General features: G+C 41.1%; 23 protein-coding genes and 1 other RNA gene. 15 read left to right on the top strand and 9 right to left on the bottom strand.

All coding sequences use genetic code 11. The annotated features are described in order from the left end of the window. Positions 1-123 precede the first annotated feature (123 nt). Positions 124-1,503, top strand: a complete 1,380-nt coding sequence (locus FTV41_RS02165) for a wax ester/triacylglycerol synthase family O-acyltransferase (protein WP_179996035.1) — start codon at positions 124-126, stop codon at positions 1,501-1,503. Between the two features lie 59 nt (positions 1,504-1,562). Here the strand turns inward: FTV41_RS02165 and FTV41_RS02160 are convergent, their stop codons facing one another. From FTV41_RS02160 to FTV41_RS02135, 6 genes are all read right to left on the bottom strand, one after another. Continuing rightward, positions 1,563-1,733 (bottom strand): PA1571 family protein, encoded by a 171-nt coding sequence (locus tag FTV41_RS02160; RefSeq protein WP_004975418.1) that lies wholly within the window; start codon positions 1,731-1,733, stop codon positions 1,563-1,565. A gap of 129 nt (positions 1,734-1,862) precedes the next feature. Then, on the bottom strand, positions 1,863-3,317 hold the full coding sequence (rng, locus tag FTV41_RS02155) for a ribonuclease G (protein ID WP_104852376.1): 1,455 nt from the start codon (positions 3,315-3,317) through the stop codon (positions 1,863-1,865). A 39-nt stretch (positions 3,318-3,356) separates the two neighbouring features. Further along, positions 3,357-3,923: a Maf-like protein gene (locus FTV41_RS02150; RefSeq protein WP_179996034.1), complete on the bottom strand. Its 567-nt coding sequence runs from the start codon at positions 3,921-3,923 to the stop codon at positions 3,357-3,359. After that, complete coding sequence (gene mreD, locus FTV41_RS02145; RefSeq protein ID WP_154320436.1) at positions 3,911-4,417, bottom strand: rod shape-determining protein MreD; 507 nt, start codon at positions 4,415-4,417, stop codon at positions 3,911-3,913. Before mreD ends, FTV41_RS02150 begins: the two co-directional genes overlap by 13 nt. Beyond that, positions 4,404-5,261: a rod shape-determining protein MreC gene (gene mreC / locus FTV41_RS02140; RefSeq protein WP_019838366.1), complete on the bottom strand. Its 858-nt coding sequence runs from the start codon at positions 5,259-5,261 to the stop codon at positions 4,404-4,406. The genes mreD and mreC overlap by 14 nt, the downstream gene beginning before the upstream one ends. Positions 5,262-5,277: 16 nt before the next feature. Further along, complete coding sequence (locus tag FTV41_RS02135) at positions 5,278-6,324, bottom strand: rod shape-determining protein (protein WP_004975408.1); 1,047 nt, start codon at positions 6,322-6,324, stop codon at positions 5,278-5,280. A gap of 137 nt (positions 6,325-6,461) precedes the next feature. Between FTV41_RS02135 and gatC the strand changes: the two genes are divergently transcribed. The 5 genes from gatC to FTV41_RS02110 are packed head-to-tail and all read left to right on the top strand — an operon-like array spanning position 6,462 to position 11,938. Continuing rightward, entirely contained in the window at positions 6,462-6,776 is a 315-nt protein-coding gene (gene gatC, locus FTV41_RS02130; protein ID WP_004975405.1) for an Asp-tRNA(Asn)/Glu-tRNA(Gln) amidotransferase subunit GatC, read from the top strand. Positions 6,777-6,828: 52 nt separating this feature from the next. Continuing rightward, positions 6,829-8,307, top strand: coding sequence for an Asp-tRNA(Asn)/Glu-tRNA(Gln) amidotransferase subunit GatA (gene gatA, locus FTV41_RS02125; RefSeq protein WP_004975402.1), 1,479 nt, complete (start codon positions 6,829-6,831; stop codon positions 8,305-8,307). Next, positions 8,307-9,782, top strand: a complete 1,476-nt coding sequence (gene gatB / locus FTV41_RS02120; RefSeq protein WP_179996033.1) for an Asp-tRNA(Asn)/Glu-tRNA(Gln) amidotransferase subunit GatB — start codon at positions 8,307-8,309, stop codon at positions 9,780-9,782. Before gatA ends, gatB begins: the two co-directional genes overlap by 1 nt. Before the next feature lie 60 nt (positions 9,783-9,842). Next, positions 9,843-11,336, top strand: a complete 1,494-nt coding sequence (locus tag FTV41_RS02115; protein WP_179996032.1) for an FRG domain-containing protein — start codon at positions 9,843-9,845, stop codon at positions 11,334-11,336. Then, entirely contained in the window at positions 11,333-11,938 is a 606-nt protein-coding gene (locus FTV41_RS02110) for a hypothetical protein (RefSeq protein ID WP_179996031.1), read from the top strand. Before FTV41_RS02115 ends, FTV41_RS02110 begins: the two co-directional genes overlap by 4 nt. Before the next feature lie 216 nt (positions 11,939-12,154). On the opposite strand, the gene FTV41_RS02105 is transcribed toward FTV41_RS02110, so the two are convergent. Together FTV41_RS02105 and sbmA are read right to left on the bottom strand one after the other, a co-directional pair. Further along, positions 12,155-13,120: a hypothetical protein gene (locus tag FTV41_RS02105; protein WP_179996030.1), complete on the bottom strand. Its 966-nt coding sequence runs from the start codon at positions 13,118-13,120 to the stop codon at positions 12,155-12,157. A 279-nt stretch (positions 13,121-13,399) separates the two neighbouring features. Continuing rightward, positions 13,400-14,596 (bottom strand): peptide antibiotic transporter SbmA, encoded by a 1,197-nt coding sequence (sbmA, locus tag FTV41_RS02100; protein WP_179996029.1) that lies wholly within the window; start codon positions 14,594-14,596, stop codon positions 13,400-13,402. A 395-nt stretch (positions 14,597-14,991) separates the two neighbouring features. Here sbmA and FTV41_RS02095 point away from each other — a divergent pair, with 395 nt between their 5' ends. Further along, positions 14,992-15,198, top strand: coding sequence for a hypothetical protein (locus FTV41_RS02095; protein ID WP_004975391.1), 207 nt, complete (start codon positions 14,992-14,994; stop codon positions 15,196-15,198). Between the two features lie 664 nt (positions 15,199-15,862). Next, positions 15,863-17,221 (top strand): NAD(P)-binding domain-containing protein, encoded by a 1,359-nt coding sequence (locus FTV41_RS02090; protein WP_179996028.1) that lies wholly within the window; start codon positions 15,863-15,865, stop codon positions 17,219-17,221. A gap of 119 nt (positions 17,222-17,340) precedes the next feature. Here FTV41_RS02090 and glpK read toward each other — a convergent pair whose 3' ends face one another. Continuing rightward, entirely contained in the window at positions 17,341-18,825 is a 1,485-nt protein-coding gene (gene glpK / locus FTV41_RS02085; protein WP_179996027.1) for a glycerol kinase GlpK, read from the bottom strand. Between the two features lie 130 nt (positions 18,826-18,955). Here glpK and ssrA point away from each other — a divergent pair. From ssrA to FTV41_RS02050, 7 genes are all read left to right on the top strand, one after another. Next, positions 18,956-19,315: a transfer-messenger RNA gene (gene ssrA, locus FTV41_RS02080) on the top strand. A gap of 284 nt (positions 19,316-19,599) precedes the next feature. Then, complete coding sequence (locus tag FTV41_RS02075) at positions 19,600-19,842, top strand: hypothetical protein (protein ID WP_004975383.1); 243 nt, start codon at positions 19,600-19,602, stop codon at positions 19,840-19,842. Positions 19,843-20,027: 185 nt separating this feature from the next. Next, complete coding sequence (locus FTV41_RS02070) at positions 20,028-21,179, top strand: efflux RND transporter periplasmic adaptor subunit (RefSeq protein WP_179996026.1); 1,152 nt, start codon at positions 20,028-20,030, stop codon at positions 21,177-21,179. Beyond that, the gene (locus FTV41_RS02065; RefSeq protein ID WP_179996025.1) at positions 21,176-22,384 is read left to right on the top strand and encodes an ABC transporter permease; all 1,209 of its coding nucleotides are present in this window, start codon (positions 21,176-21,178) and stop codon (positions 22,382-22,384) included. Before FTV41_RS02070 ends, FTV41_RS02065 begins: the two co-directional genes overlap by 4 nt. 1 nt (position 22,385) lies before the next feature. Continuing rightward, positions 22,386-23,093 (top strand): ABC transporter ATP-binding protein, encoded by a 708-nt coding sequence (locus FTV41_RS02060; protein ID WP_179996024.1) that lies wholly within the window; start codon positions 22,386-22,388, stop codon positions 23,091-23,093. A gap of 274 nt (positions 23,094-23,367) precedes the next feature. Beyond that, positions 23,368-23,625: a hypothetical protein gene (locus tag FTV41_RS02055; RefSeq protein ID WP_004975373.1), complete on the top strand. Its 258-nt coding sequence runs from the start codon at positions 23,368-23,370 to the stop codon at positions 23,623-23,625. 3 nt (positions 23,626-23,628) lie between these two features. Further along, positions 23,629-24,411 (top strand): hypothetical protein, encoded by a 783-nt coding sequence (locus tag FTV41_RS02050; RefSeq protein ID WP_225543583.1) that lies wholly within the window; start codon positions 23,629-23,631, stop codon positions 24,409-24,411. Positions 24,412-24,487 lie beyond the last annotated feature (76 nt).

The following is a 24,487-nucleotide window of genomic DNA, read 5'->3' as shown; positions in this document are numbered from 1 at the left end:
GATGGCGCAAAAATCACTATATTTGTTTGATAAAAAAGATATACTGAATTAAATCTTATATAACTCTAAAAACCTTGTTCAGATAAGAACAAGCGTAGAAATTGCAGTGAGGCAATCCACAATATGCGTCCATTACACCCTATTGATTTTATTTTCCTATCACTCGAAAAACGTCAACAGCCCATGCATGTGGGTGGATTATTCTTATTCCAAATTCCAGAACATGCACCAGCCACTTTTATTCAAGACTTGGTTGCCGATATTCGCAATTCAAAGTCAATGCCTATTGCACCATTTAACAATAAGCTCAATGGTCTATTTTGGGATGAAGATGAAGAGTTCGATCTCGATCATCACTTCCGTCATATTGCCTTGCCAAAGCCAGGCCGTATTCGTGAATTATTAACTTATATTTCACAAGAACACAGCTCGTTGATTGATCGCGCCAAACCACTCTGGACTTGCCATATTATTGAAGGTATTGAAGATAATCGTTTTGCGATGTTCTTTAAAATTCATCATGCTATGGTAGATGGTATTGCTGGCATGCGTTTGGTGGAAAAATCCCTTTCGCACGACGAAAATGCAAAAAGAATTGTACCGCCTTGGTGTGTGGAAGGTCCGCGTGCTAAACGCCTGAAAGAACCGAAAGTCAGCCGTTTAAAGAAAATTTTTGGTGGGGTTAAAGGTCATGTTGAAGCAACCCCTCGCGCAGTTTATGAAGTATCACAAACTGTTACTAAAGATATGGGACGTAACCCCGATTATGTTTCTAGCTTCCAAGCACCAAGTACCATCTTAAACCAACGTGTCAGCGCCTCACGTCGTTTTGCCGCGCAATCTTTTGAGTTTGCACGTTTGCATCGCATTGCTAAAGCTTTGGGCGTAACCATTAATGATGTGGTACTGGCAATTTGCTCAGGCGCATTGCGTGAGTACTTACTCAGCCAATATGCTTTACCGAAAAAACCTTTAATTGCGATGGTGCCTGCCTCTATTCGTGATGACGATTCTGAAGTATCTAATCGAATCACCATGATTTTAGCCAACTTAGGTACGCACAAAGAAGATCCGCTTGAACGTTTAAAAATTGTGCGCCGCAGTGTACAAAATGCCAAGCAGCGTTTTAAGCGCATGAATGCCAATCAAATTATGAACTATAGTGCTTTTGTTTACGGCGCTGCTGGTTTAAATATTTTGTCAGGCATTATGCCAAAGCGTCAGGCCTTTAACTTGGTAATTTCCAATGTACCTGGCCCACGTGAACCTTTGTATTGGAATGGTGCAAAGCTAGATGCACTATACCCTGCTTCAATCGTGTTAGATGGACAAGCTTTAAACATTACCATGACCAGCTATTTAGACAAATTAGAAGTTGGTTTAACTGCTTGTCGTCATGCCTTACCGAAAATGCAAAACTTATTGCAACACTTAGAAGATGAAATTCAGCGCTTTGAACAGATTATTGATGCGCCTGAAGGGGTCAATAAAATCGTGGATTGATACGTCAATCCATCAGAAAAATAATTCAATAGAATCAATTAAGGGGCAATTGCTGCCCCTTATTTTTGAATAGTACGACACTGTTTTAATAATTGCTGACAAACTGCGCTAACCATTGCAGTGGTAATTTGAGTTTCTTTACCTTGCTCATCCACAATATAACCGTTATGTGTCACTTTACGATCTAATACTTTTAAACTCTTTTGAATCACAACTTTACTCATACCCATGACATACCTCATTTGCTAAACCGAGGGAGATGTTCGGCTTTGGCTACTCTGTATGCTTAGTATTGAGAATTCACTCAAAAAAGTAAAATTTCAGATGTAACAACTGTTTAGCGATATCCTGTTACAATTTCAGCTCAAAATGATATCGTATTGCTCTTGCGTATATAAATTTTCCACCTGAAATTTAATCACACGGCTGACAAAGTGCTCTAAATCCGCCACTGCTGGCGCTTCGGCAGTTAACAATCGGTCAATCACCGATGGGTGCGCAACGACAGTAAAGCCACGTTGTGATTCAAATGCGCGTGCGTATCTTAAAATTTCTCGAAAAATTTCGTAACATACTGACTCTGCTGTTTTGACATATCCCCGTCCTTGACAAGTTGGACAGGCTTCACAAAGTAAATGTTCTAATGATTCACGGGTGCGTTTACGGGTCATCTCGACCAAGCCCAGTTCAGACACTTGGGTAATTTTGGTCTTGGCATGATCTCGCTCAAGCATACGCTCAAACTGACTCAAGACTTCATCACGATGCTGTACTTCTTGCATATCAATGAAGTCGATAATGATGATGCCACCCAAATTACGCAAACGTAACTGGCGGGCAATGACCTGTGTGGCTTCCATATTGGTTTTAAAAACAGTGTCTTCTAAAGTCCGACCACCGACATAAGAACCCGTATTCACATCAATGGTGGTCATGGCTTCGGTCTGATCAATCATCAGATAACCGCCTGACTTTAATGCCACACGGGTTTGCAATGCTTTTTGAATATCTTCTTCGACATTGTATAAATCGAATAGTGGGCGCTCGCCTGGGTAATGAATCAGGCGATTGTGCATATTGGGCACAAACTCATCCACAAATTCTTTTAATTTGGCGTGAATTTCACGTGAATCGACATAAATTTTGGCGGTGTTATCATTCGCCAAATCACGAATTACGCGTTGCGGTAACGGCAACTCTTCAAAAATCAAAGAAGGCACAGCAATGCTTTTTTGTTTACGCTGAATGTATTCCCACAATTTTGCCAAGTAACACATATCTTGCACTAAGGCCGCTTCATCGACGCCTTCGGCTGCTGTGCGTACAATCACTGAGCCTGGTAATTTATGCTCAGCCTGAATGGTTTCAATGATCCCGCGTAGACGCTCACGTTCTTCACTCGATTCAATGCGTTGTGATACGCCAATATGACTGCCATACGGCATTAGAACCAAATAACGCGAAGGAATGGAAAGATCAGTGCTCAGTCGTGCGCCTTTAGTACCGAGCATATCTTTCATCACTTGCACGGTTAGAATTTGCCCAGGCTGCAATAATTCAAAGACATTCGGTGTAGGTTGGCTGCGCGGCCAAATCATGTCATTGATATGCAAAAAAGCAGTACGCGATAAACCAATATCGACAAAAGCGGCTTGCATGCCTGGCAGCACGCGCACCACTTTGCCTTTATAAATATTGCCCACCAAACCACGCTTGGCTGTACGCTCAACGAATAGTTCATTGACCGTGCCGTTTTGAATTAACGCCACCCGACACTCCATCGGTGTGACGTTAATCAACAACTCGTCAGACATAATAAAACTCAAAACATTATAAAAATTTTTGTGCAGCAGTTAATTTAGTGCCTTAACTGTCTGTAATAACTGTACGGTTTCATAGAGTGGCAGGCCGACAACATTGCTATAACTGCCCTCAATACGCGGAATATAACGTGCTGCGATGCCCTGAATCGCATAAGCACCCGCTTTTCCAATCGGCTCACCTGTTGCCCAGTAGCTTTCCATATCATCTAGGCTAAGCGATTGAAATTCAACCTGTGTATGTACCACTATACTGGATTTTTTCTGTTTTGTACGCACACAAACCCCTGAAAAAACATCATGTTTTCGACCAGAAAGTTGTGACCAAATGGCAAAGGCATGTGCTTTGGATTCTGGCTTGCCCAAAATCTGCCCATCTACGCCTAGACTGGTATCGGCAGCAATCACAATAGCATCAGGAAATAGCCGTAAAACCGCATCGGCTTTGGCACATGCCAACCGCTCAACATACGCGGCAACATCTTCGCCCGCTAAAATAGATTCATCGATGTCTGGACTGTAAATTTCAAATTCCAGCCCAAGCTGTTGCAGGAGTTCCCGACGGCGCGGTGAACTTGAGGCAAGAATTAAATGCGCCATTTTCGCAAGAAATAATACAGCACAGGCCAGAGCAAAATACTACTCAGCAAAGGTTGCCAATGACGGGCAAATGGGAACTGAATCCCACCCATGACTTGCATCACCCAAATCAGGGCGAGGTGAGCCAAAATTGCGATTACACTAATGACCCATAAATTCGCAAACGTCATAATACGGCGCTCACGAGTCAGGAAACGCGCCACAAAAGTAATCACCACAAAACTTAGGGCATTCATGCCCAAAGGTGCATCGAGGAGCAAGTCTGCAAACAAGCCTGTACCAAAGGCAAACCAAATACCACACCAAGTTGGTTGCCCAAGCACCCAAAACAAGGTCACCATCAACATAAACAATGGTCGCCAACCCGAGCCTGTATAAGACAGCGGATACACCATGAGTACAGATGCAGCAATTACAGAAAAAATAATCGGAAATAGTGGATCTTTATTCTTGTTTTGTCCGAGTCGGGTTTGTCCAATTTTAGCGATTGGCATTTGGCTGCTCCTTCGCTAAAGATTCTGAGAACAGCACCACCACATGATGACCACCCGCCAATTGTGCTGCAGGCATCACATCAATTTGTGCAAACTCACCAGAATTATGTCGGCTGATTTTGGTAATGCTGCCAACCAAATACCCTGCGGGAAAATGCTCGCCCAAGCCTGAGCTATAGACCTTTTCTCCAACTTGAATATTGGCACTGGTCGGCACATATTCCATTTTTAAACGTCCCAAATCGCCAGTACCTGACACAATCGCACGCATGCCTGTATGCTCTAAACGCACCGAAAGCGAATGTTCTTTATCAGAAAGCAACATGACACGGCTACTGTGTGGATACACAGCAATGATCTGCCCCATAATGCCTTTATCATCCAAAACGGTTTGCCCGACTTTGAGCTGATTTTGTGAACCACGGTTAATCACAATAATGTGGCGCAAAGGATCGGCATCGGTACCAATTACTTCAGCAATTTCCATGCGTCCATCAATGATTAGAGGCGTATCGAGTAGACCACGCAGGCGGGTATTTTCTGCAGAGAGTTCAGACAATTTTTGCAAACGGACTTGAGCCTGTAATAGCTCTGCCTGCATCGCGGTATTTTCACGACGCAATTGAGCCTCAGACTTACTTTGTTGACTTAGCCATTCTCGCGACAATACAGGATAGCTTGCAAGGGCATAAATTGGATTATATGCCGCATACAAAACATCACGTGCAGGTTGAATTACATGCGGGACACGCCAGTTAAAGAACAGGATGACCAAGCAAGTAATGACCGCAATTATAAAAGAGCGAAAAGATGGCGGTTGTCTGGAAAACAGATTTGTTTGCACCGCCGAATCCTATGTATTAGCCAACAAATAACATATCGTGGTTTGGATTATCAAAGAATTCCAAAACCTTGCCGCCACCGCGGGTAACGCAAGTTAATGGTTCTTCTGCGACTACCACAGGCAAGCCTGTTTCTTGTGCCAAAAGCTTGTCTAGGTTACGCAATAACGCACCTCCACCGGTGAGCACAATTCCACGCTCTGCAATATCGGAAGAAAGTTCTGGTGGAGTTTGTTCCAGTGCAGATTTTACTGCCGATACAATGCTTTGTAACGGATCAGAAATGGCTTGGGTAATTTCATCAGAAGTTACAGTAATGGCACGTGGCACACCTTCTGCCAAGTTACGACCACGTACTTCAATTTCCAGTGGTTTAGCACCTTCATCTGGCAATGCCATGCCAACTTCTTTCTTAATAGTTTCTGCTGTGGTTTCACCAATCACACAACCATGTGCCTTGCGCACGTAGTTAATGATTTGCTCATCAAACACATCGCCACCAATACGCAATGAATCTGAATAAACACAACCTTGTAATGAAATAATCGCGATTTCTGTCGTGCCACCACCAACATCTACCACCATTGAGCCACAAGCTTGCTCGACAGGCATACCTGCACCAATTGCTGCTGCCATTGGCTCTTCAATTAAACGTACATCACGTGCGCCCGCATTAAACACGGCTTCACGAATGGCACGGCGCTCTACCAAAGTAGATTTGCATGGTACACACACCACTACACGCGGTGCAGGTGGGAATAAACGTTTTTCATGCACTTTGCCAATAAATTGGTTCAGCATGGTTTCAGTCACTTCAAAATCAGCGATAACACCATCTTTCATTGGGCGAATTGCAGAAATGTTTGCAGGGGTACGACCCAACATTTGTTTGGCATCAAGACCGACTGCGGCAACAATTTTCTGTGAACCGCTGTGACGAATTGCCACAACTGTCGGTTCATTTAATATAATGCCTCGTCCTGGCGCATAAATAAGTGTATTTGCTGTACCTAAATCAATGGCTAGGTCTGGCGAAAACAAGCCAATTAGTCGTTTTAGAATCACGGAGTCGTTCTCGATTAAACTTTATGTGGACGCAAGTTGGCAACTTTAACTAAATGTGGTGCGTTGAACAAGTCAATCGCTTATTATAACGCACGATATTTTGAAATTTTTTATTAATACTGATTTTAGGTGATGTTATGTCTACCTCGGATGCTCAGCATTCTGCAGATTTAAATGCACAAACAGTTTCAGCAATTGCCCATCTTGCTCGTCTTAAACTCAATGATACGCAATCTGCTGAGTATGCTCAAAGTCTAAATAAAATTTTAGGCATGATGGAAAGCTTAAAAGGCATAAATACCGATGACGTTGAGCCTTTAAAAAGCCCATTTGACCACCCTCAACCATTACGTGAAGACGTCGTAACCGAACAGAATCATCGTGAGCAATATCAAGCTGTTGCCCCTGCAGTTCAGGATGGCTTGTACCTTGTTCCACGTGTGATTGAATAATTTATTCGGCTGTTACATTTTGACTTCATAAAAAGGTAAAAGAATTTTTCTCATGACAGATTTACATCGCTTATCGATTCGTGAAATCTCTGAGGGTTTAGCGGCAGCCAAATTCTCCTCTCGCGAACTAACAGAACATTATTTAAAACGTATTGCCAAAATTGATCCGCAAGTGCGCTCTTATGTCACCGTGACCAATGAAGTAGCACTGGCACAGGCGGATGCAGCCGATGCATTACGTCAGGCGGGTCAAGCGACAGCACTGACAGGTATTCCTGTTGCACATAAAGATATTTTTTGTACCCAAGGCATTAAAACCTCTGCGGGTTCAAAAATGCTGGACAATTTTATCTCGCCTTATGACGCAACTGTGGTGGCACAAGGTAAAAATGCAGGTTTGGTCACTTTGGGTAAAGTGAACATGGACGAATTCGCAATGGGTTCAACCTCTGAAAGTTCGTTCTATGGCGCGACCAAAAACCCATGGGCACTTGACCATGTACCGGGTGGTTCGTCAGGTGGTTCTGCTGCTGTCGTGGCGGCTGACCTTGCACCATTTGCTACAGGTACAGATACAGGTGGTTCAATCCGTCAGCCTGCGTCTTTCTGTGGTTTGACTGGTCTCAAACCAACTTACGGACGTGTTTCACGTTACGGCATCATCGCTTATGCATCATCTTTAGATCAGGCAGGCCCAATGGCACGCTCTGCAGAAGACTGCGCATATTTAATGAATGTAATGGCTGGTCATGACGCCAAAGACTCAACCTCTATGGATAAAGCGGTTGAAGATTATGTGGCGAACCTGAATGCAACAACGCTCAAAGGCTTACGCATTGGTATTCCGAAACAATACTTCAATGTGGCTGGTTTAGATGCTGCGGTGAAAGCACGTGTTGAAGAATCACTAAAAAAATTAGAAGAATTGGGCGCAGTATTGGTTGAGATTGATCTCAACATGACTGAAAGCTACGTGCCAACTTACTATCTGATTGCCCCTGCAGAAGCATCATCTAACCTTTCTCGTTACGATGGTGTGCGTTATGGCTACCGTGCAGAAAATCCTCAAGATATTTTAGACCTCTACAAACGCTCGCGTTCTGAAGGTTTTGGTGCAGAAGTGCAACGTCGTATCTTGATTGGTACGTATGCTCTTTCTGCGGGTTATTACGATGCTTACTACGTGAAAGCACAAAAAGTCCGTCGTTTAATTCAGCAAGACTTCTTAAAAGCCTTTGAACAGGTCGATGTGATTGCAGCACCAACTGCACCAACAACTGCCTACAAAATTGGCGCGTCTTTAGACCCTGTTGAAATGTATTTGGGTGATATTTACACCATCGCGGTGAACTTAGCGGGCTTACCTGCAATTAGTGCGCCTGTTGGTTTTGACCAAGATCACTTGCCTGTAGGTTTACAATTGATTGGCAATTACTGGTCTGAATCACAACTGTTATCTGTGGTACATCAGTATCAACAAGCGACCGATTGGCATACTCAACGCGCTGCAATTGCTGAGGAGAACGCATAATGGCGAAGAATACTGCTAAACCAAAATCAAACCTGATTGATGGTTGGGAAGTCGTAATTGGTATTGAGATTCACACTCAGCTTGCAACCAATTCTAAAATTTTCTCGGGCTCATCAACCGAATTTGGTCAAGACCCAAATACGCAAGCCAGCCTTGTTGATTTAGCTATGCCGGGCGTCTTGCCTGTGTTGAATAAAGAAGTGGTGGATTTGGCAATCCGTTTTGGCTTGGGTATTGATGCCTACATCGACCAAGCCTCTGTATTTGCACGTAAAAACTACTTCTACCCGGATTCTCCAAAAGGCTACCAGATCAGCCAGATGGATAACCCGATTGTAGGCTTGGGTCATATCGACATCCAACTTGAAGATGGCACAACCAAACGCATTGGCGTAACCCGTGCACACCTTGAGGAAGATGCAGGTAAATCGATTCACGACCAATTTGAAGGCATGTCAGGTATTGACTTAAACCGTGCAGGCACACCTTTATTGGAAATCGTATCTGAACCCGATATGCGTTCGGTTGAAGAAGCGGTTGCTTACATTAAAGCGATTCACACACTGGTTCGTTGGTTGGGTATTTCTGACGGCAACATGGCTGAAGGTTCGTTCCGTGCGGACTGTAACGTGTCGTTACGTCGTCCGGGTCAACCCTTCGGTACACGTTGTGAACTTAAAAACCTGAACTCATTCCGCTTTATTGAACAAGCGATCAATGTTGAAATTGAACGTCAAATGGAAATCTTGGAATGGGATGGTACGATTGATCAGGAAACACGTTTGTTTGACCCTGTGAAGATGGAAACGCGTTCAATGCGTTCGAAGGAAGAAGCGAACGATTACCGCTACTTCCCTGATCCAGATTTGTTGCCTGTGGTGATTCCAGATGCGCAAATTGAAGCCATTAAAGCAACTATGCCTGAGCTTCCTGCTGCTCGTCGTGCACGTTTCGTGGCGGACTTTGGTGTGACTGAGTACGATGCTCACGTACTGACACTGACTCGTGAAATGTCAGAGTTTTACGAAGCTGTAGTTGCTGCGGCTGGTGGTGCGGCTCAAGGTAAAGTTTCTGCAAACTGGGTAATGGGTGAATTCTCAGGTGCTTTAAATAAAGCAGGCTTAGATTTGGCAGACTCTCCTGTATCTGCCGAGAAACTTGGCGGTATGATCGCGCGTATTGTGGACAACACGATTAACGGTAAGATCGCGAAGCAAGTATTCGGCTTTATGTGGGACGAAGGCAAATCTGCGGACGAAATTATTGCGGAAAAAGGCTTGAAACAGGAAACTGATACAGGCGCGATTGAAGCAATTATTAAAGACGTACTTGCTGCCAATGAGAAGATGGTTGAAGAGTATAAATCTGGTAAAGAGAAAGCTTTCAACGGTCTTGTGGGTCAAGTCATGAAAGCTGCGAAAGGTAAAGCCAACCCTGCGCAAGTGAATGAGTTGATGAAGAAATTGATTGGTTGATTTATTCGCTAATCATTTGATTTCATGTTATAAAAAACCTCGCACAATGCGGGGTTTTTTATGGCTTACTTCAATCTACTACAGTGCTATTCAGAACAAGAAATAGATACTTTAGATAATAATTTTATATCCATTACTTATAGTACCAGTCGTTTCGCTGAATATACAGATGAGCCTATTCGATTAAAATTCAAAGAACTAACAGAAGAGTCTTTACTAATCTTACGTAACTTCCCTTGCTTTATCTGTTTTGAAAACTTTCAAGATTTTGTGGCAATAGCAGAATTACGAGAGACAAAGTTAAATAATGATAATAATACTATAACCGCAACTTTTAGATTACTATCAGATAAAATATCAACATTAAAACCTAAAGAGGGACATACTAATAGATATACTTATATTTGTGATTTAGAAGAATTAGAAAAAGCATTAAAATTTGAGGGTTGGGAAAAAACCAGAACACATTGGGCGATTAAAAATTCTAATTTATTTGAAAAATTAGCACCTCTTAATATCTTTTCAAATTTAGAAGAGATAAAAGAAACTTTTCCAAATCAAAATATTGACTTACTAAGTCCACCTCAAATTATTGGTCATATAAATGTATCAATTGAAACTAGTTTTAGCGTAGAAGCTGAAATTATTGTTACACCACCATATATAAATAGTATTTCTACTTATATAGAAAGAATTAAAGATATAAATACATTCATTGCTAGCAAAAAAGAAAATAGCGAAGTCTTTTATAGAGGTCATGGAAAATTTTCGTACCAATTATTACCATCACTTTTACGTGAAGATCCCAGTGGCAAAGGAAAAATTTATTTAGAAGGTGAACATCTGTTATTCCGTGAATTACTCACAATGGAACCTAATTCATTCAGTAATGACATCAGTGGTTTTGACATCCTCACACGAATGCAACATTATGGAATGCCAACTAGATTGCTTGATATATCTAGCAATCCATTAACTGCACTCTACTTTGCTTGTGAAAATTTAAACCACAATGAAGATGCTGAAGTTGTAATAATTTCCGTAAAAAAAACAGATATATGTTTTTATGATTCTGATAAAATTTCTTGTTTAACAAATTTAGCAAAACTTACTTCTAATCAGAAAGATCAACTATCCCAATATATTATTAATTGCCAAAAAAACGACTCAACCAAAACCCTTCTAAATGAGTCTGATCTTAATCAGAAAGTTTATGAACAATACTTACACTGTATATTAAATGAAAAACCATACTTCAAACCTAGAATTGAAATCAAAGATCTTAAAAATACCTTCTGTGTAAAAGGTCGGTTAAACCAAGAAAGAATTATTGCTCAATCAGGCTCTTTTCTAATCTTTGGTTTAGATGCAGAAGCAATACCAGAACATGGTAATAATGATTTCACCGTTCATAAAGTCAGAATAAAAAAAGATGATAAAAAGCCAATATTAGATGAATTAGATTTACTCAACATCAACCAAAGAACGGTTTATCCAAGTATTGAAAATTCAGCAAAATATATCAAAAATCGATTAGAAAACTTTAAAATATGACCATCAAAAAAGTATCCTCCATCGCCAAACTCGAAGACTTAGGACGAATTCAACTTTCAAAGTCATTTTTTATGCGCGATTTCCTCTATAGCGAAATCGCAAATTGGTACGGTGTACCTAACTTCCCCGACCATCCTGACATTGCGATTCGTACGGGCTCAAAACTCTGCGAAGAACTACTTGAACCACTGCAAGAAAAGTTTGGACGTATTGCCATTCGTTCCGCGTACCGTTCACCAAGCGTCAACCAACTTGGCAATGAAAAAGGACACAACTGCGCGAGCAATGAGAAAAACTTTGCAAGCCATATTTGGGACTATCCTGACGAAAAAGGCTACGGCGCAACGGCGTGTATAGTCATTCCTTCATTTCTAGAACTGTATGAAAAAGACCAATCCAACTGGCAACAACTCGCCTATTGGATTCATAACCACTTGAACTATAGTTATATGCAGTTTTTCCCAAAACTGTGTGCTTTTAATATTGGTTGGCATGAACAGCCAACACGGGAAATTTATAGTTATATCAAACCCAAAGGCTATTTATTACGTGGGGAAGCGGTGAATCAAGAATTTGAGCAGTTTTATCCTGATCTTATTTAGTTTTCTCTTTTAAATTACCCTCCCCCTTGCGCAGTAGTACTACTCATCCCAGTGGGAGAAGTAGCTCCCATTACCCATTAAATGCCTAAAAAAATTTAATATTGGATATTGGAAAGGTCTTTAAAACAAACACCAGTGATAAACTGCACTGCGGTGCAAGGGAGAGATAAATATTTAAATTTTAAAATGAAGAGCAGATCAGAAATTATGCGCTCCTCACTTCATGCCTCTCAACATATTCTTAGCCCCTGCGTGATTATAATTTTTGGCTAAATTCTGCAAAATGCGCTTGGCTTGCACTTCTGCGTTTGGAAAACGACTGCGATAACTCGACACACTGGTTAAACAACGTGCCACCAACATGCCAGATTCTGTATAAATACGCGTACCCTCTGCGCCCTGTAACTTGCCATAGTTATAAGCACGTTGCGCATTATTACAGGCATTAATTTGATTACGCCCACTGTTTAAATCACGACGTGCCGCCACATATAAACGTGTCTGTTGCTGTTGTGGTGTCTCAACCACGCGTGGTGGAGCTGTTTTTACTGGCGCAACTACAGGCTCTTTTTTCTCTTCAGGTTTTTCTTTCATTTCAGCAACTTTGGTTGCATTTGTTGTTTTTGGATTACTTTGAGCTGCTTTAGGTGCAGCCTTTGCAGGTGTAGAAACCGCGCGGTAAAAACGTCGTGCTTCATCTTCAGACATTATTTTAGTGACCAAACTCACTACTCGCGCTTCACCACGCTGTTCCAACTGGCGCTCTGCCACAGGCTCGATAGACACAATCCAACTTTCGCCCTGATTAGCTACACAACGGTATGCCCCAATCCCCTGTTTTACATCTCGATAAGTATTGAGTAATTTTTTAGACCATGCATTTTTAACTAAACTCATTGAGCTTTTATAGGCAAGCGTTAAGCGTCCATGTTGTGACTGACAATAGCTGCCCATATATTTACGTGGAATCATAGATTCAGCAGGCTGATCTTTGCGCTGTGGCCCCCAATAATAGACATATTCTTTAGCGGCACCACTGGGCTGATTTAAGTTTTTTTGAACAATCAGTTCTTGTGCAGATGCAAAATGCTTCACCGAATTTGGGCTAAATTGATCAACTGTTGCACAACCAAATAATAGGCTGCCAATTCCCCCAATCAAGAGTAATTTTTTGCAGGTCACGTTTCAATTCTCAATTGTTTTTATAGGAATGAAAATATATGAATTAGCGGAAAATAACAAATCTAACACCTTGATTTTATAGTTAAATAATCATCGTTTTATTTGAATCGCGTTTGATATTTTTATAAAACAATCCAATTCATCACAGTTTTTTATGATTTTGAACACTAGCACCAGTATTATTTTTATACAACTGTTCAGATCAATTTATATTTGGCAGTCACCACTCTAAACATGCGAACGCGACATCCACAACACTTATGAATGTCGCCATCAAAACTATTGATCCAAGGTCGATTCAAATGCTTTTAAACGCTTATGAATAGACAAGAGCTCAATAATGGTTGGCCAAGATGCAATCAGATACTGAAAAGATTCACGGACTTTGCCAAATACGTTGGCAATTTGCATCATCAAACCCAATGTAATAGCCCCTGCGGCAATACTTGGGAACAACACAAATAAACCATAAATATTGTCCAATTGCATGTACCAAATGCGTACCAAGTTAAAATAGGCATAGTGGAAATATAAACGGAAATAGTTCAAACGCACTTTGCTAAACAGTTCTTTTAAACTCAGCGGATCAGCACGTTCAGCGTGATCTTCACCATAAACCAATTCTTTACGATAAGCCGCCTCAACTTTTTGGTTATTAAATTCCAGACCTGGTAACTTCGCACCCACCACAATTAACACCACTGTACCAAATACTGCCCAACCCACTGCAGCCCAAACTAAGGCATACGAAATTTCCCCCACTATAGGCAGGGCTTTGACATGCACAGACAAACTAAACAGCACAGGTAAAAATGCCAACAAAGTCATTAGGGCTTCGACTAAATTTACCCCTAAAGTTTCCATGGTTCTGGCAAAGCGCATGGTATCTTCTTGAATACGCTGTGAAGCCCCTTCAATATGTCTGAGTTTTTCCCAATGTGCGGTGTAATAATTATTCATTGCCGTACGCCAACGAAAAACATAGTGACTAACAAAAAATAAATTCAAAACCATTAAGGTCACTGCCACCATGGCGATGTATAAAAAGGTCAGCACACCTGCATAGAGTTCATTGACATCTCCACCGCCACTACTGAGCATTTTTTGAATCAGGTCATAAAATGGGTTGTACCAGGCATTCACCACAACATTGACTTGTACCCCAAACCAAATATTAAACAGGATGAATGCCGATCCCCATACCGACCAGCGCTGCCATGGGTGATTTGCTTTAAGTTTCCAGAAAATGGCAAACAGCGTCGTTGCCACAAAAAACCACAGATAAAACCATAAAAATGCAGGTGACCAAAAACGGCTGACATCGATGGGTAATGTTGCTTCGGCATAGCCTTGCGGGAAGCCAATCCAACTACCCCATGCGCTACCGCCCGAGTACCATAAAGCCAGATTGATCGCGAACCAAACAAGCAATGAAATAAAAAACCACTTTGGATTTGGAAAAAATGACTTAAACATGCAGACAAAAAGCCTTTATTTTTTAAATTGGAATGTAAAACCCAGTGCCTTCACCACTTAAAAAAGCGTGAATGGATACTTTAACTTTTATACTTTATACGCTGTTTTTTCAGCAATAATTTTATTTTTATACTGAAAACTGTAAATTTCATCAATCGGCTATATTTTACTGCGCTGTTCATTTGCCATTCATCTAAGAAATTACATCAAATTTCAATTTCTTATATTTTTAAAATGTCAAATTATGAAGTATTGGGCAAATTTATTGCGATTTTTTGACCAACAATTCAAGTACAAAATATTTAAACCCGACACAAATTTACGATTTTGTGTAGATTATTCATCAATTTACTATATAATACAGTTGATTAAAAATAACTCATTTAGGGTGCGGTATGGAATCTCCAACAGAAAACATTGCTATTGAGCTACTTGAACCTATTGTTCTACGTAAAGAAAACTGCGCACCAATTGAATTCGAGCAAGGTACAATTTTAAAAGTTTTATTGGTTAATCCTAACTCCTACTTGGTTACCGTAGACGACGAATTTAACTTTACTGTCTCTTTAGAAGATGAAAATAAGGTGTGGCGTAAACTTTAATTACTGAGTCGCCACAAACTTTAATGATTGAATGTACGCAAAGCACATTCAATCATTAGATAAAGCTTGATAAATACGCTACTGCTTTCATGGCTTATAAAAACTAAACTTTCATTACACCTATCAATCACAGCATCCTTTTAATTTTTCAGAAGTCCACTTCGGGTATGGCTCTCTGAAAATGTTGCCTAAGATTCAGTTTTCAATCCTCTGTATATCATTGTAGATTTTGCAACAATCTCATCAAAATCACCTTTATATTGGGCAAAATGAGATAAAAATTAGCTTTAAATTTTCATCTTATTTTCTCTATAAAAATCAATAAAATATACCAATTGATCAAACCAAAACAACAACAGCAATGACTTTAAATTCACTTTTACAACTAAGCAAAACCAAAATTAATCAAAAATTATGATAAGATCATGCTTCTTGTAAAACACATTTTTTTATAAAGATGAGTTGCTTAAGCAATTTTTACTGTCTTTAGTGTGTTTTATTTTTTCTATTTTTTTAATTCACATCCTATTTTGACAAGATCTACTTGATCTCTAAATTTAGGATTGTATTTGCTTATTTTTATAATGCGGATATTTAAAATCCTGAATTGTGTCACTCAAAATTGGAGAAGTAATTAAGAACTCAAAAACTAATGGAGATAGCAATGGATCGAATTGCAATTATTGGCGCTGGCCCAAGCGGCATGGCCCAATTAAGAGCGTTTCAGTCAGCAAAGGCCAAAGGTCTACAAGTTCCTGAAATTGTATGTTTCGAAAAACAAAATGATTGGGGTGGACTCTGGAACTATACTTGGCGCACAGGTATAGATGAACATGGTGAACCTGTCCACGGCAGCATGTACCGTTATTTATGGTCAAATGGCCCTAAAGAAGCGCTAGAATTTGCCGATTATACTTTTGATGAACATTTCAAAAAACCAATCGCTTCATATCCGCCACGTGCAGTACTGTGGGATTACATCAAAGGTCGTGCAGAAAAAGCACAGGTCAAAGATTTAGTCCGTTTCAATAGTGCCGTTCAGCACATTGCCTATGATGAAACAACACAAAAATTCACGGTAGATGTTGAAGATTATGCACAACAACAGCATTATTCAGAACAATTTGATTATGTTGTTGTTGCATCTGGACACTTCTCTACCCCACGCGTTCCTGTTTATGAAGGCTTTGATCAATTCCATGGTCGCATTTTGCACGCACACGACTTCCGTGATGCGCTGGAATTTAAAGGCAAATCTGTATTATTGGTCGGCAGCAGCTACTCTGCCGAAGACATTGGTTCACAATGTTATAAATACGGCGCCAAGCAAATTTTCAGTTGCTATCGTAGCAAAGCCATGGGCTTTAAATGGCCTAAAAACTGGTCTGAAAAGCCACAGTTATTGCGTGTAGATGAAAATACTGCTTATTTTGGTGATGGAACATCGGCCAAAATTGATGCCATTATTTTATGTACGGGCTATTTACACCACTTCCCGTTTATTGAAGATGGCTTGCGCCTCAGAACGCATAACTGCCTTTATCCACTAGGTTTATATCAAGGTGTGGTTTGGGAAAAGAATCCTCGTTTGTTCTATTTAGGCATGCAAGATCAATGGTACACCTTCAATATGTTCGATGCGCAGGCATGGTTTGTCCGCGATGTGATTTTAGGCAAAATTGCATTGCCAAGTACAGATGAAATGCAAAGCCATACCCAAACCTTGCATGAAAAAGAACAACGCTTAATCAGCGATGAACAATCTGCACGTTTCCAAGGGGATTACATCAAACGCCTGATTGCGCAGACCGACTATCCATCTTTCAATATTGATGCAGTACACGATATTTTCATGCAATGGAAAAAGCATAAAAAAGAAAATATTATGGGCTTTAGAGATAAAGTTTATCGCTCAGTGATGACAGGAAAAATGGCTAAACCGCATCACACACCATGGCTTTATGCACTAGATGATTCTCTGGAAAGTTATCTAGAAGATGAAGCTCAACGTGAGGCAATGTAAGGCGTAATCTAAAAGATCAAAGTAACGAAAAAACAGCTACAAGCCTCAAAAGTTTTGCTGATGAGGCTTGTGGTTTAAAGATTTATTTCAACTTAGCGTTATTTTAGAAATAGCGCTGATTATAAGTCTGACTTAGCACGTTTTAAGGCTTGTTGCCAACGCGCTAAATGTTCTGCACGCTCTGCTTCATTCATTTGGGGTTCAAATACCCGATCTAACTGCCAAGATGCTGAAATTTCAGATAAGTCAGAAAATACACCCGCCTTTAAACCTGCCATAGCTGCTGCTCCCCAAGCGGTTGATTCCAACATTTTAGGACGTAACACAGGCACATTTAAAATATCGGCTTGGAATTGCATCAACATATCATTTTGACTAGCACCACCATCGACTCGAAGCTCTTTCAGTGGATGATCTAAATCGGATTGCATCGCAGTGAGTACATCCGACACCTGAAATGCAATGGATTCCAAGGCAGCACGGGCAATATGTGCCTTGTTGGTGCCACGTGACATTCCACATAAAAGCGCTCGCGCTTCACTGTCCCAATGTGGCGCACCAAGCCCTGTAAATGCAGGAACTAGCACTACACCATCGCTAGAAGTTACACTATTGGCAAGTTGTTCCACATCGCTGCTTTTTTGGATAATACCCAAACCATCGCGCAGCCATTGCACTACAGCACCTGCCATAAAAACACTGCCTTCAAGGGCAAAATGGGTTTGATTTTGACATTGCCACGCCAAAGTAGTGAGTAACTTATTTTGGCTAAATTGCACCTGATTGCCTGTATTAAACAACATAAAACAGCCTGTGCCGTAGGTATTTTTTGCTGTACCAACTTCAAAGCACGATTGCCCAAACAACGCCGCCTGCTGATCGCCTAAAATACCTGTAATTGGGATATTCGCCCCCAATAAACCCGTTGCGGTATCTGCAATATAGCTGTCGGATGCAATAATTTTAGGTAAAACTGATGCGGGAATTTGAAATAATTCCAGCAATTCTTCATCCCAAGTTTGGTGATGTAAATTCATCAACATCGTTCTTGAAGCATTACTCGCTTCAATGACATGCTCTGCGCCTTGGGTCAAATTCCAGATTAACCAACTGTCGATGGTGCCAAAAGCCACATGCCCCTGCTGTGCCAATGCTTTTAATCCATCGACATGCTCAAGCAACCACACCAGTTTGCCTGCACTAAAATACGGATCTATACGCAGACCTGTTTTTTCCTGAATCAATTGCATCTGATTATTTTGAATCAAGTGATGACACCAATCAGCCGCACGACGATCTTGCCAAATTATTGCAGGCGCTAATGGTTTGCCTGTGCGTTTATCCCACACCACTGTGGTTTCACGTTGATTGGTCACACCAATTGCGCAAATGTCTTTAGCCAAAATACCTGCAGTCGCCAGAGCCTGTTGCACCACAGCAATTTGATTTGACCAGATTTCTTGGGCATCTTGTTCCACCCAACCTGAATGTGGGGTCTGAATATGGGTTTCTCGTTGTGCCGTTGCCTGAACTTGTCCGTGTTCATTGAAGATGATGGCGCGACTAGAAGTTGTGCCTTGATCGAGTGCCAGTAAATAACTCATATTTTTTATTGTGTTTGACTTGAAAAATAAAATATTAGCGCAATTATGTAACTAAGCGCATCGAAATGTGTAATTGTGCAGAAAATACATCGTAATTTTTGCCAGCTATGCTATGATTGCGCTGTGATATGGGGATGTTATTGGCTTCGACGCTGATGATGAAGCTCATAGATGCATGCCGAGAGCGCATTTTCTCTCGTAAATCAAATTTGCATTAAAATAGTCGCAAACGACGAATCTTACGCTCTAGCTGCCTAAGGGCCGCTTGTCCGCTTCACTGAATACTTGTGGTCAGTGAACCCGACTGAAGCGCACGCACACAAGTCCGTATAGAGTTGAGCCTCGGGACTTTATACCAAACTTAGAGGATCGCACTTTAAACCCTGTTCGTCGGGTCTTAGAGTGTTAAAACAATAGACGATATCTAAGCATGTAGTATTCTCGAGTGTAGTGTTGGCGGACGCGGGTTCAACTCCCGCCATCTCCACCAAATTCTTAAATTCATATGAAGTTACATAACTAAATATGACTAAAAAAGCCTTAAACATCAGTGTTTAAGGCTTTTTCTATGGGTTTTGCGTCCAATGCTATCCAGAACAAATTGACCCAAATTTGAATAAATTGGGTCAAAATTGCGTCAATTTGACCCACAACTTTTAGATCTATAATGACCTGAAGCGAAGTACATCTCTCAAACAACCCTTGTCATAAATTTGTAATGTTTGTTGCTTATAAATTCTTAGAAATTTCAACTTTATATTTTAAGGTTCAGGAATGTCAGCAAACATCAGCTTAAAGTATCTAAATTCATTGATCAGTGATGCTCAGACTAAAGGCAATAAAATTGAGAAAATATTATTGGGCTATAAGGCTTATTATTTTTTCATGTCAGATAGTGATTTCCATAAGGCAGTGACTAGCTCTGCACTCTCGCCAAGCAAACGTAAATATAAAGACCATAAAATTAAAGTGACCCAAGACGACTATCAAATTGAGGTAAAACTTCACGAAAAATGATCAGGATTGCTCACTTTTGCACAATACAGGTTCAAATCCACTTTTAGGATTTAAGCCTTTTTATTGGACGGTTTATTCATCTCCAAACATTTTTCGCTTTCATCCCCCAAACCGAATAACTCTCCCGCACAATAACAAAATAGATTATATTCTCCTTAATTGATAAAAAATTATGCGGAGTACACATGCAGGTATTTCCCTTAGGCAAGCGAACGATTTCCGTGATTGTGGTCATTGTAGCTTTGGTTTTATTGTTAATTTACGTAGTCTTACGCACAGGCCCATTTGCCCCTGTCAACGTCACCCTCACGCAAGCCAAATATCAATCCATTCAACCTAGCCTGTTTGGCATAGCTACCGTTGAAGCGCGTTATAACTATAAAATTGGCCCAACTGCAGCAGGTCGCTTAAAAAACTTAAAAGTAGATATTGGCGATAACGTACAAGCAGGACAACTGTTAGGCGAAATGGATCCTGTCGATTTGGAAGATCGTTTATTGGCTCAACGTGCGATAATCCAAAAAATTACCGCTCAGCAACAAGACACTCAAATCCGTCAAAATTTTGCGCAGCAACAAGTCAAGCGTTATCAACAACTGGCCAAAATCAATGCCACCAGCCAAGAATCTTTAGCCATTAAACAACAAGAGCTCGATTTGGCAACGGCGGCACTCAGCGCGATGCAACAAGAACTCAATAAAGCACGCGCAGACTTAAACACCTTACAAGCACAGCGCGATAATTTAAATTTAGTGGCCACAGCCGCAGGTGTCGTCACTGCACGTTATGCAGAACCGGGTTCAACAGTCGTGGCAGGTCAAACAGTACTAGAAATTGTCGATCCTAACTCCATTTGGATGAATGCCCGTTTCGATCAATCCAGTGCGATTGGTTTAGCTGCAGGTTTACCTGCTCAAATTCATTTACGTTCACGGCAAAATAATGCTTTGGCAGGTCATGTGTTATGGGTAGAACCCCGTGCCGATGCCATTACCGAAGAAATTTTAGCCAAGGTGGTTTTTAATCAACCACCAACGCCTCTTCCGCCTTTGGGTGAGTTAGCAGAAGTCACCATCAGCCTCGCACCATTGGCACGCAGTTTAACCATTCCCAATGCGGCAGTTCACCGTATCGATAACCAAGTGGGGGTGTGGGAAGTTGCAGCAGAAAAACCACAATTTGTTGAAGTTCAATTGGGACGTTCAAATTTAGCGGGCGATGTGCAAGTGCTCGCAGGCTTATCTGAAAATGATCAAGTGGTACTGTATAGCGAAAAACCACTGCATGCCAAAAACCGTTTACGGGTTGTGAAGCAACTTGCAGGAGCAGCTAAATGATTAGTCTAGCAGGTCGTGATATTTTCCATTCATGGGGTAAATTTGTATTTACTGGCTTTGGACTCGGCTTGCTGATTGGTGTGACCTTAATTATGGCTGGTGTGTATCGCGGCATGGTAGATGATGCCAAAGCCCTGCTGAATAACAGTGGTGCTGACCTATGGGTTGTACAGCAAGATACGCTTGGTCCTTATGCAGAACCTTCAAGTGTACGTGATGATTTATATCGTAGTGTGATGAATATGCCTGGGGTGGCGCATGCTTCAAATATTACTTATTTGACCATGCAAGTGCATCATCAAGACAAAGATATTCGCTCGATGGTGGTCGGGATTCAAACAGGTGAACATGCGTGGAATAACTTGGGGTGGCCACCACACTTGTTGGCAGGACGTCAATTGACTCGTGGACACTATGAAGCTGTAGCCGACATTAGTACGGGATTAAAGTTGGGTGATCGTATTAAAATCCGTCGTAACACCTTTACCGTGGTGGGTTTAACCCGACGCATGGTGTCTTCGGGTGGTGACCCGATGATTTTTATTCCGCTGAAAGATGCACAACAGGCGCAATTCCAAAAGGACAATGCTGCCATTTTACAAGACCGTAGACGAACTGCAGAAAACCCGATTTATAATCGCCCTGCTTATCCTGACTTGCTTGAAAGCGTACTCAATGCACAAAGCAGCAACCGTTATGTAAACGCCATTTTAGTCCGTTTAAATGCAGGCGCTTCGGCTGAAGAAACAGCTGCCCATATTCAGCGTTGGCAACAACTGACAGTCTATACCCGCCTGCAGATGGAATACATTTTAATCAGCAAAATGATTGCCACATCTGCCAAACAAATTGCCATGTTTTTGGTGATTTTGGCCTTGGTCAGCGCCGCGATTGTGGCATTTATTATTTATACCCTGACTATGGACAAAATTCGTGAAATTGCGGTCTTAAAATTAATTGGCACACGCAATCGCACAATCGCTTGGATGATCTTGCAACAAGCACTCGCGCTTGGATTAATTGGGTTTGCTGTTGGTAAAATCAGTTCAACCTTTGCCGCACCATATTTCCCGAAATATGTCTTATTGGTTCCGCAAGATTCTATTTTTGGATTTATTGCGGTGATGCTGATTTGCATGTTAGCCAGTTTGGTTGCAATTCGGATGGCACTGCGTATTGACCCTGCCGAAGCAATTGGGGGATAACATGACACACGGCATTTTAATTGAAGGTTTAAAAAAGCGTTTTGGACAAGGTGACAATGCCTTTTATGCCTTAAAAGATGTCAATATGCAGGTTGCGCCCGGTGAAGTAGTTGGGCTGATTGGCCCCTCAGGTTCGGGCAAAAGTACCTTACTCAAATGTTTAGGTGCAGTGATTGATCCTACCGAAGGACGCATGACTTTGGGCGATGAGGTGATTTTTGATCAACGTTGGTTAGTCAAAGACTTAAGTGCCTTACGCCGCGACAAAATTGGTTTTATGTTCCAAACCCCGTACTTAATTCCTTTTTTAAATGTTTTGGATAATGTAGCGCTGCTGCCAATGTTGGCAGGCATAGCCAATGACATTGCCCGCGCCCGCGCATTGGAAATTTTAACGGCGCTCGATGTGCAGCATCGGGTACATGCCATGCCTGGGCAATTGTCTGGTGGTGAACAACAGCGTGTCGCCATTGCACGTGGTTTGATTAATCAACCGCCTGTGATTTTAGCCGATGAACCCACTGCACCATTGGATAGTGTACGCGCGATGACCGTGATTCGCTTATTACACGAAATGGCAGAAAAATTTCAAACTGCAATTATTGTAGTCACACATGACGATAAAATCATCCCTACCTTTAAACGCTTGTACCACATTCGAGATGGTGTGACTTATGAAGAACAAGGCGAAGGACGTCCTTTTAAGTAGGCTCTAAAGTTTTCAGCGCTGGAAACTGATGTTTTAGCTCAATATCAAAAGCAATAAAATATCTGCATTTCAAGTTACATGCGACACAATGCTAAAAAACGGTTGATGTGGTATTCTGATAGCATCAGAAATGCAAAAATATAATACTTACTAGCTTCATACTGTTCTTGGAATTTAATCAAAATACGCATATATTGATTAAATAGAGCAATTTATTCTTAATCCAAGAATTGACGCGCTAACCATGAAACTTAATCACCTAGAGGTTTTAGATATGTCAACTAGAAACCGAACCAATGAAAGTGAAATCGCTACAGCTGCAGCTGACGTTTTGCGTGAACGCTTCATTGCAGTAGCTCACAGTGATCGAGTACTTTATGTGGAAAATGATGCCTTAGTCAGCAAAACCCCGAATGGCAAACCAGTTTTAATCAAACAGTTATCTGGTCGGAACCCTGATCTAGCCCGCCAGTTTAATGGTCGCAGAACCTTTAAAATTAGAAAACGTAACATAGAGGCTACTGCAGAATAATTTATGTTGCCAAAAACACCTCGAATCAGAATGTTTGCGGGTCCAAATGGATCGGGCAAAAGTACGATGATTAATGGTTTAGATAGCCGTTTATCTAAATTGTTTTTGAATGCTGACAACCTTGAGCGCGATCTTAAAGCCACACCCATTCTTGATCTAAGTCAATTTGATATACGCATTAATGCAAACATATTGGTTGATTATCTTACTCAAGCAAGTCGACCACTAAAAAATGCAGATGGTACTCTAAGCAAAAGTCCTCTCCTCTCAGTAGATCCTGTGATTGATGGAAGCTTAATCGACTTAAGCGGGAACACGATTGATTCCTACCTCGCAGCCCGAATTCTTGATGTCATCCGTAAAGAGTTACTTACGCTTAAGGTTGGATTTACATTTGAAACCGTAATGTCTCATGAGAGTAAAATCGAGTTTTTGCGAGATGCTAAAACGCAAGGCTATCGTACCTATTTATACTTTGTGACGACTGAGGACCCTGATATTAATGTGGACCGAGTTAAACAACGTGTGAAAAATGGTGGTCATCCAGTCGAAGAAATTAAAATCCGTGAACGCTATTTCCGCACTATGCACATGTTGATTGATGCGATTGAAGTATCTGACCGAGCGTATTTATTTGATAACTCAAGTAATGCGACCAAGAATATGGCTTCTTATATCTGTGAAGTGACTAACGGAGATACATTGATCATTAATCCAGATTTTAAAGGAGAGTTTCCGATCTGGTTTGAAAAATATGTACTTGTTCATTTGGTTGATGAAGAATAAAAAAACCGCGCTTAAATCATTCAAACGCGGTTTTTTAAATATTCACAGGTCAGTAAACTGAACCCATCGGCATCTT

Source organism: Acinetobacter sp. YH16051 (assembly GCF_013417135.1).
GTDB lineage: Bacteria > Pseudomonadota > Gammaproteobacteria > Pseudomonadales > Moraxellaceae > Acinetobacter > Acinetobacter towneri.
This window is presented reverse-complemented; position numbering and strand designations above follow the sequence as displayed.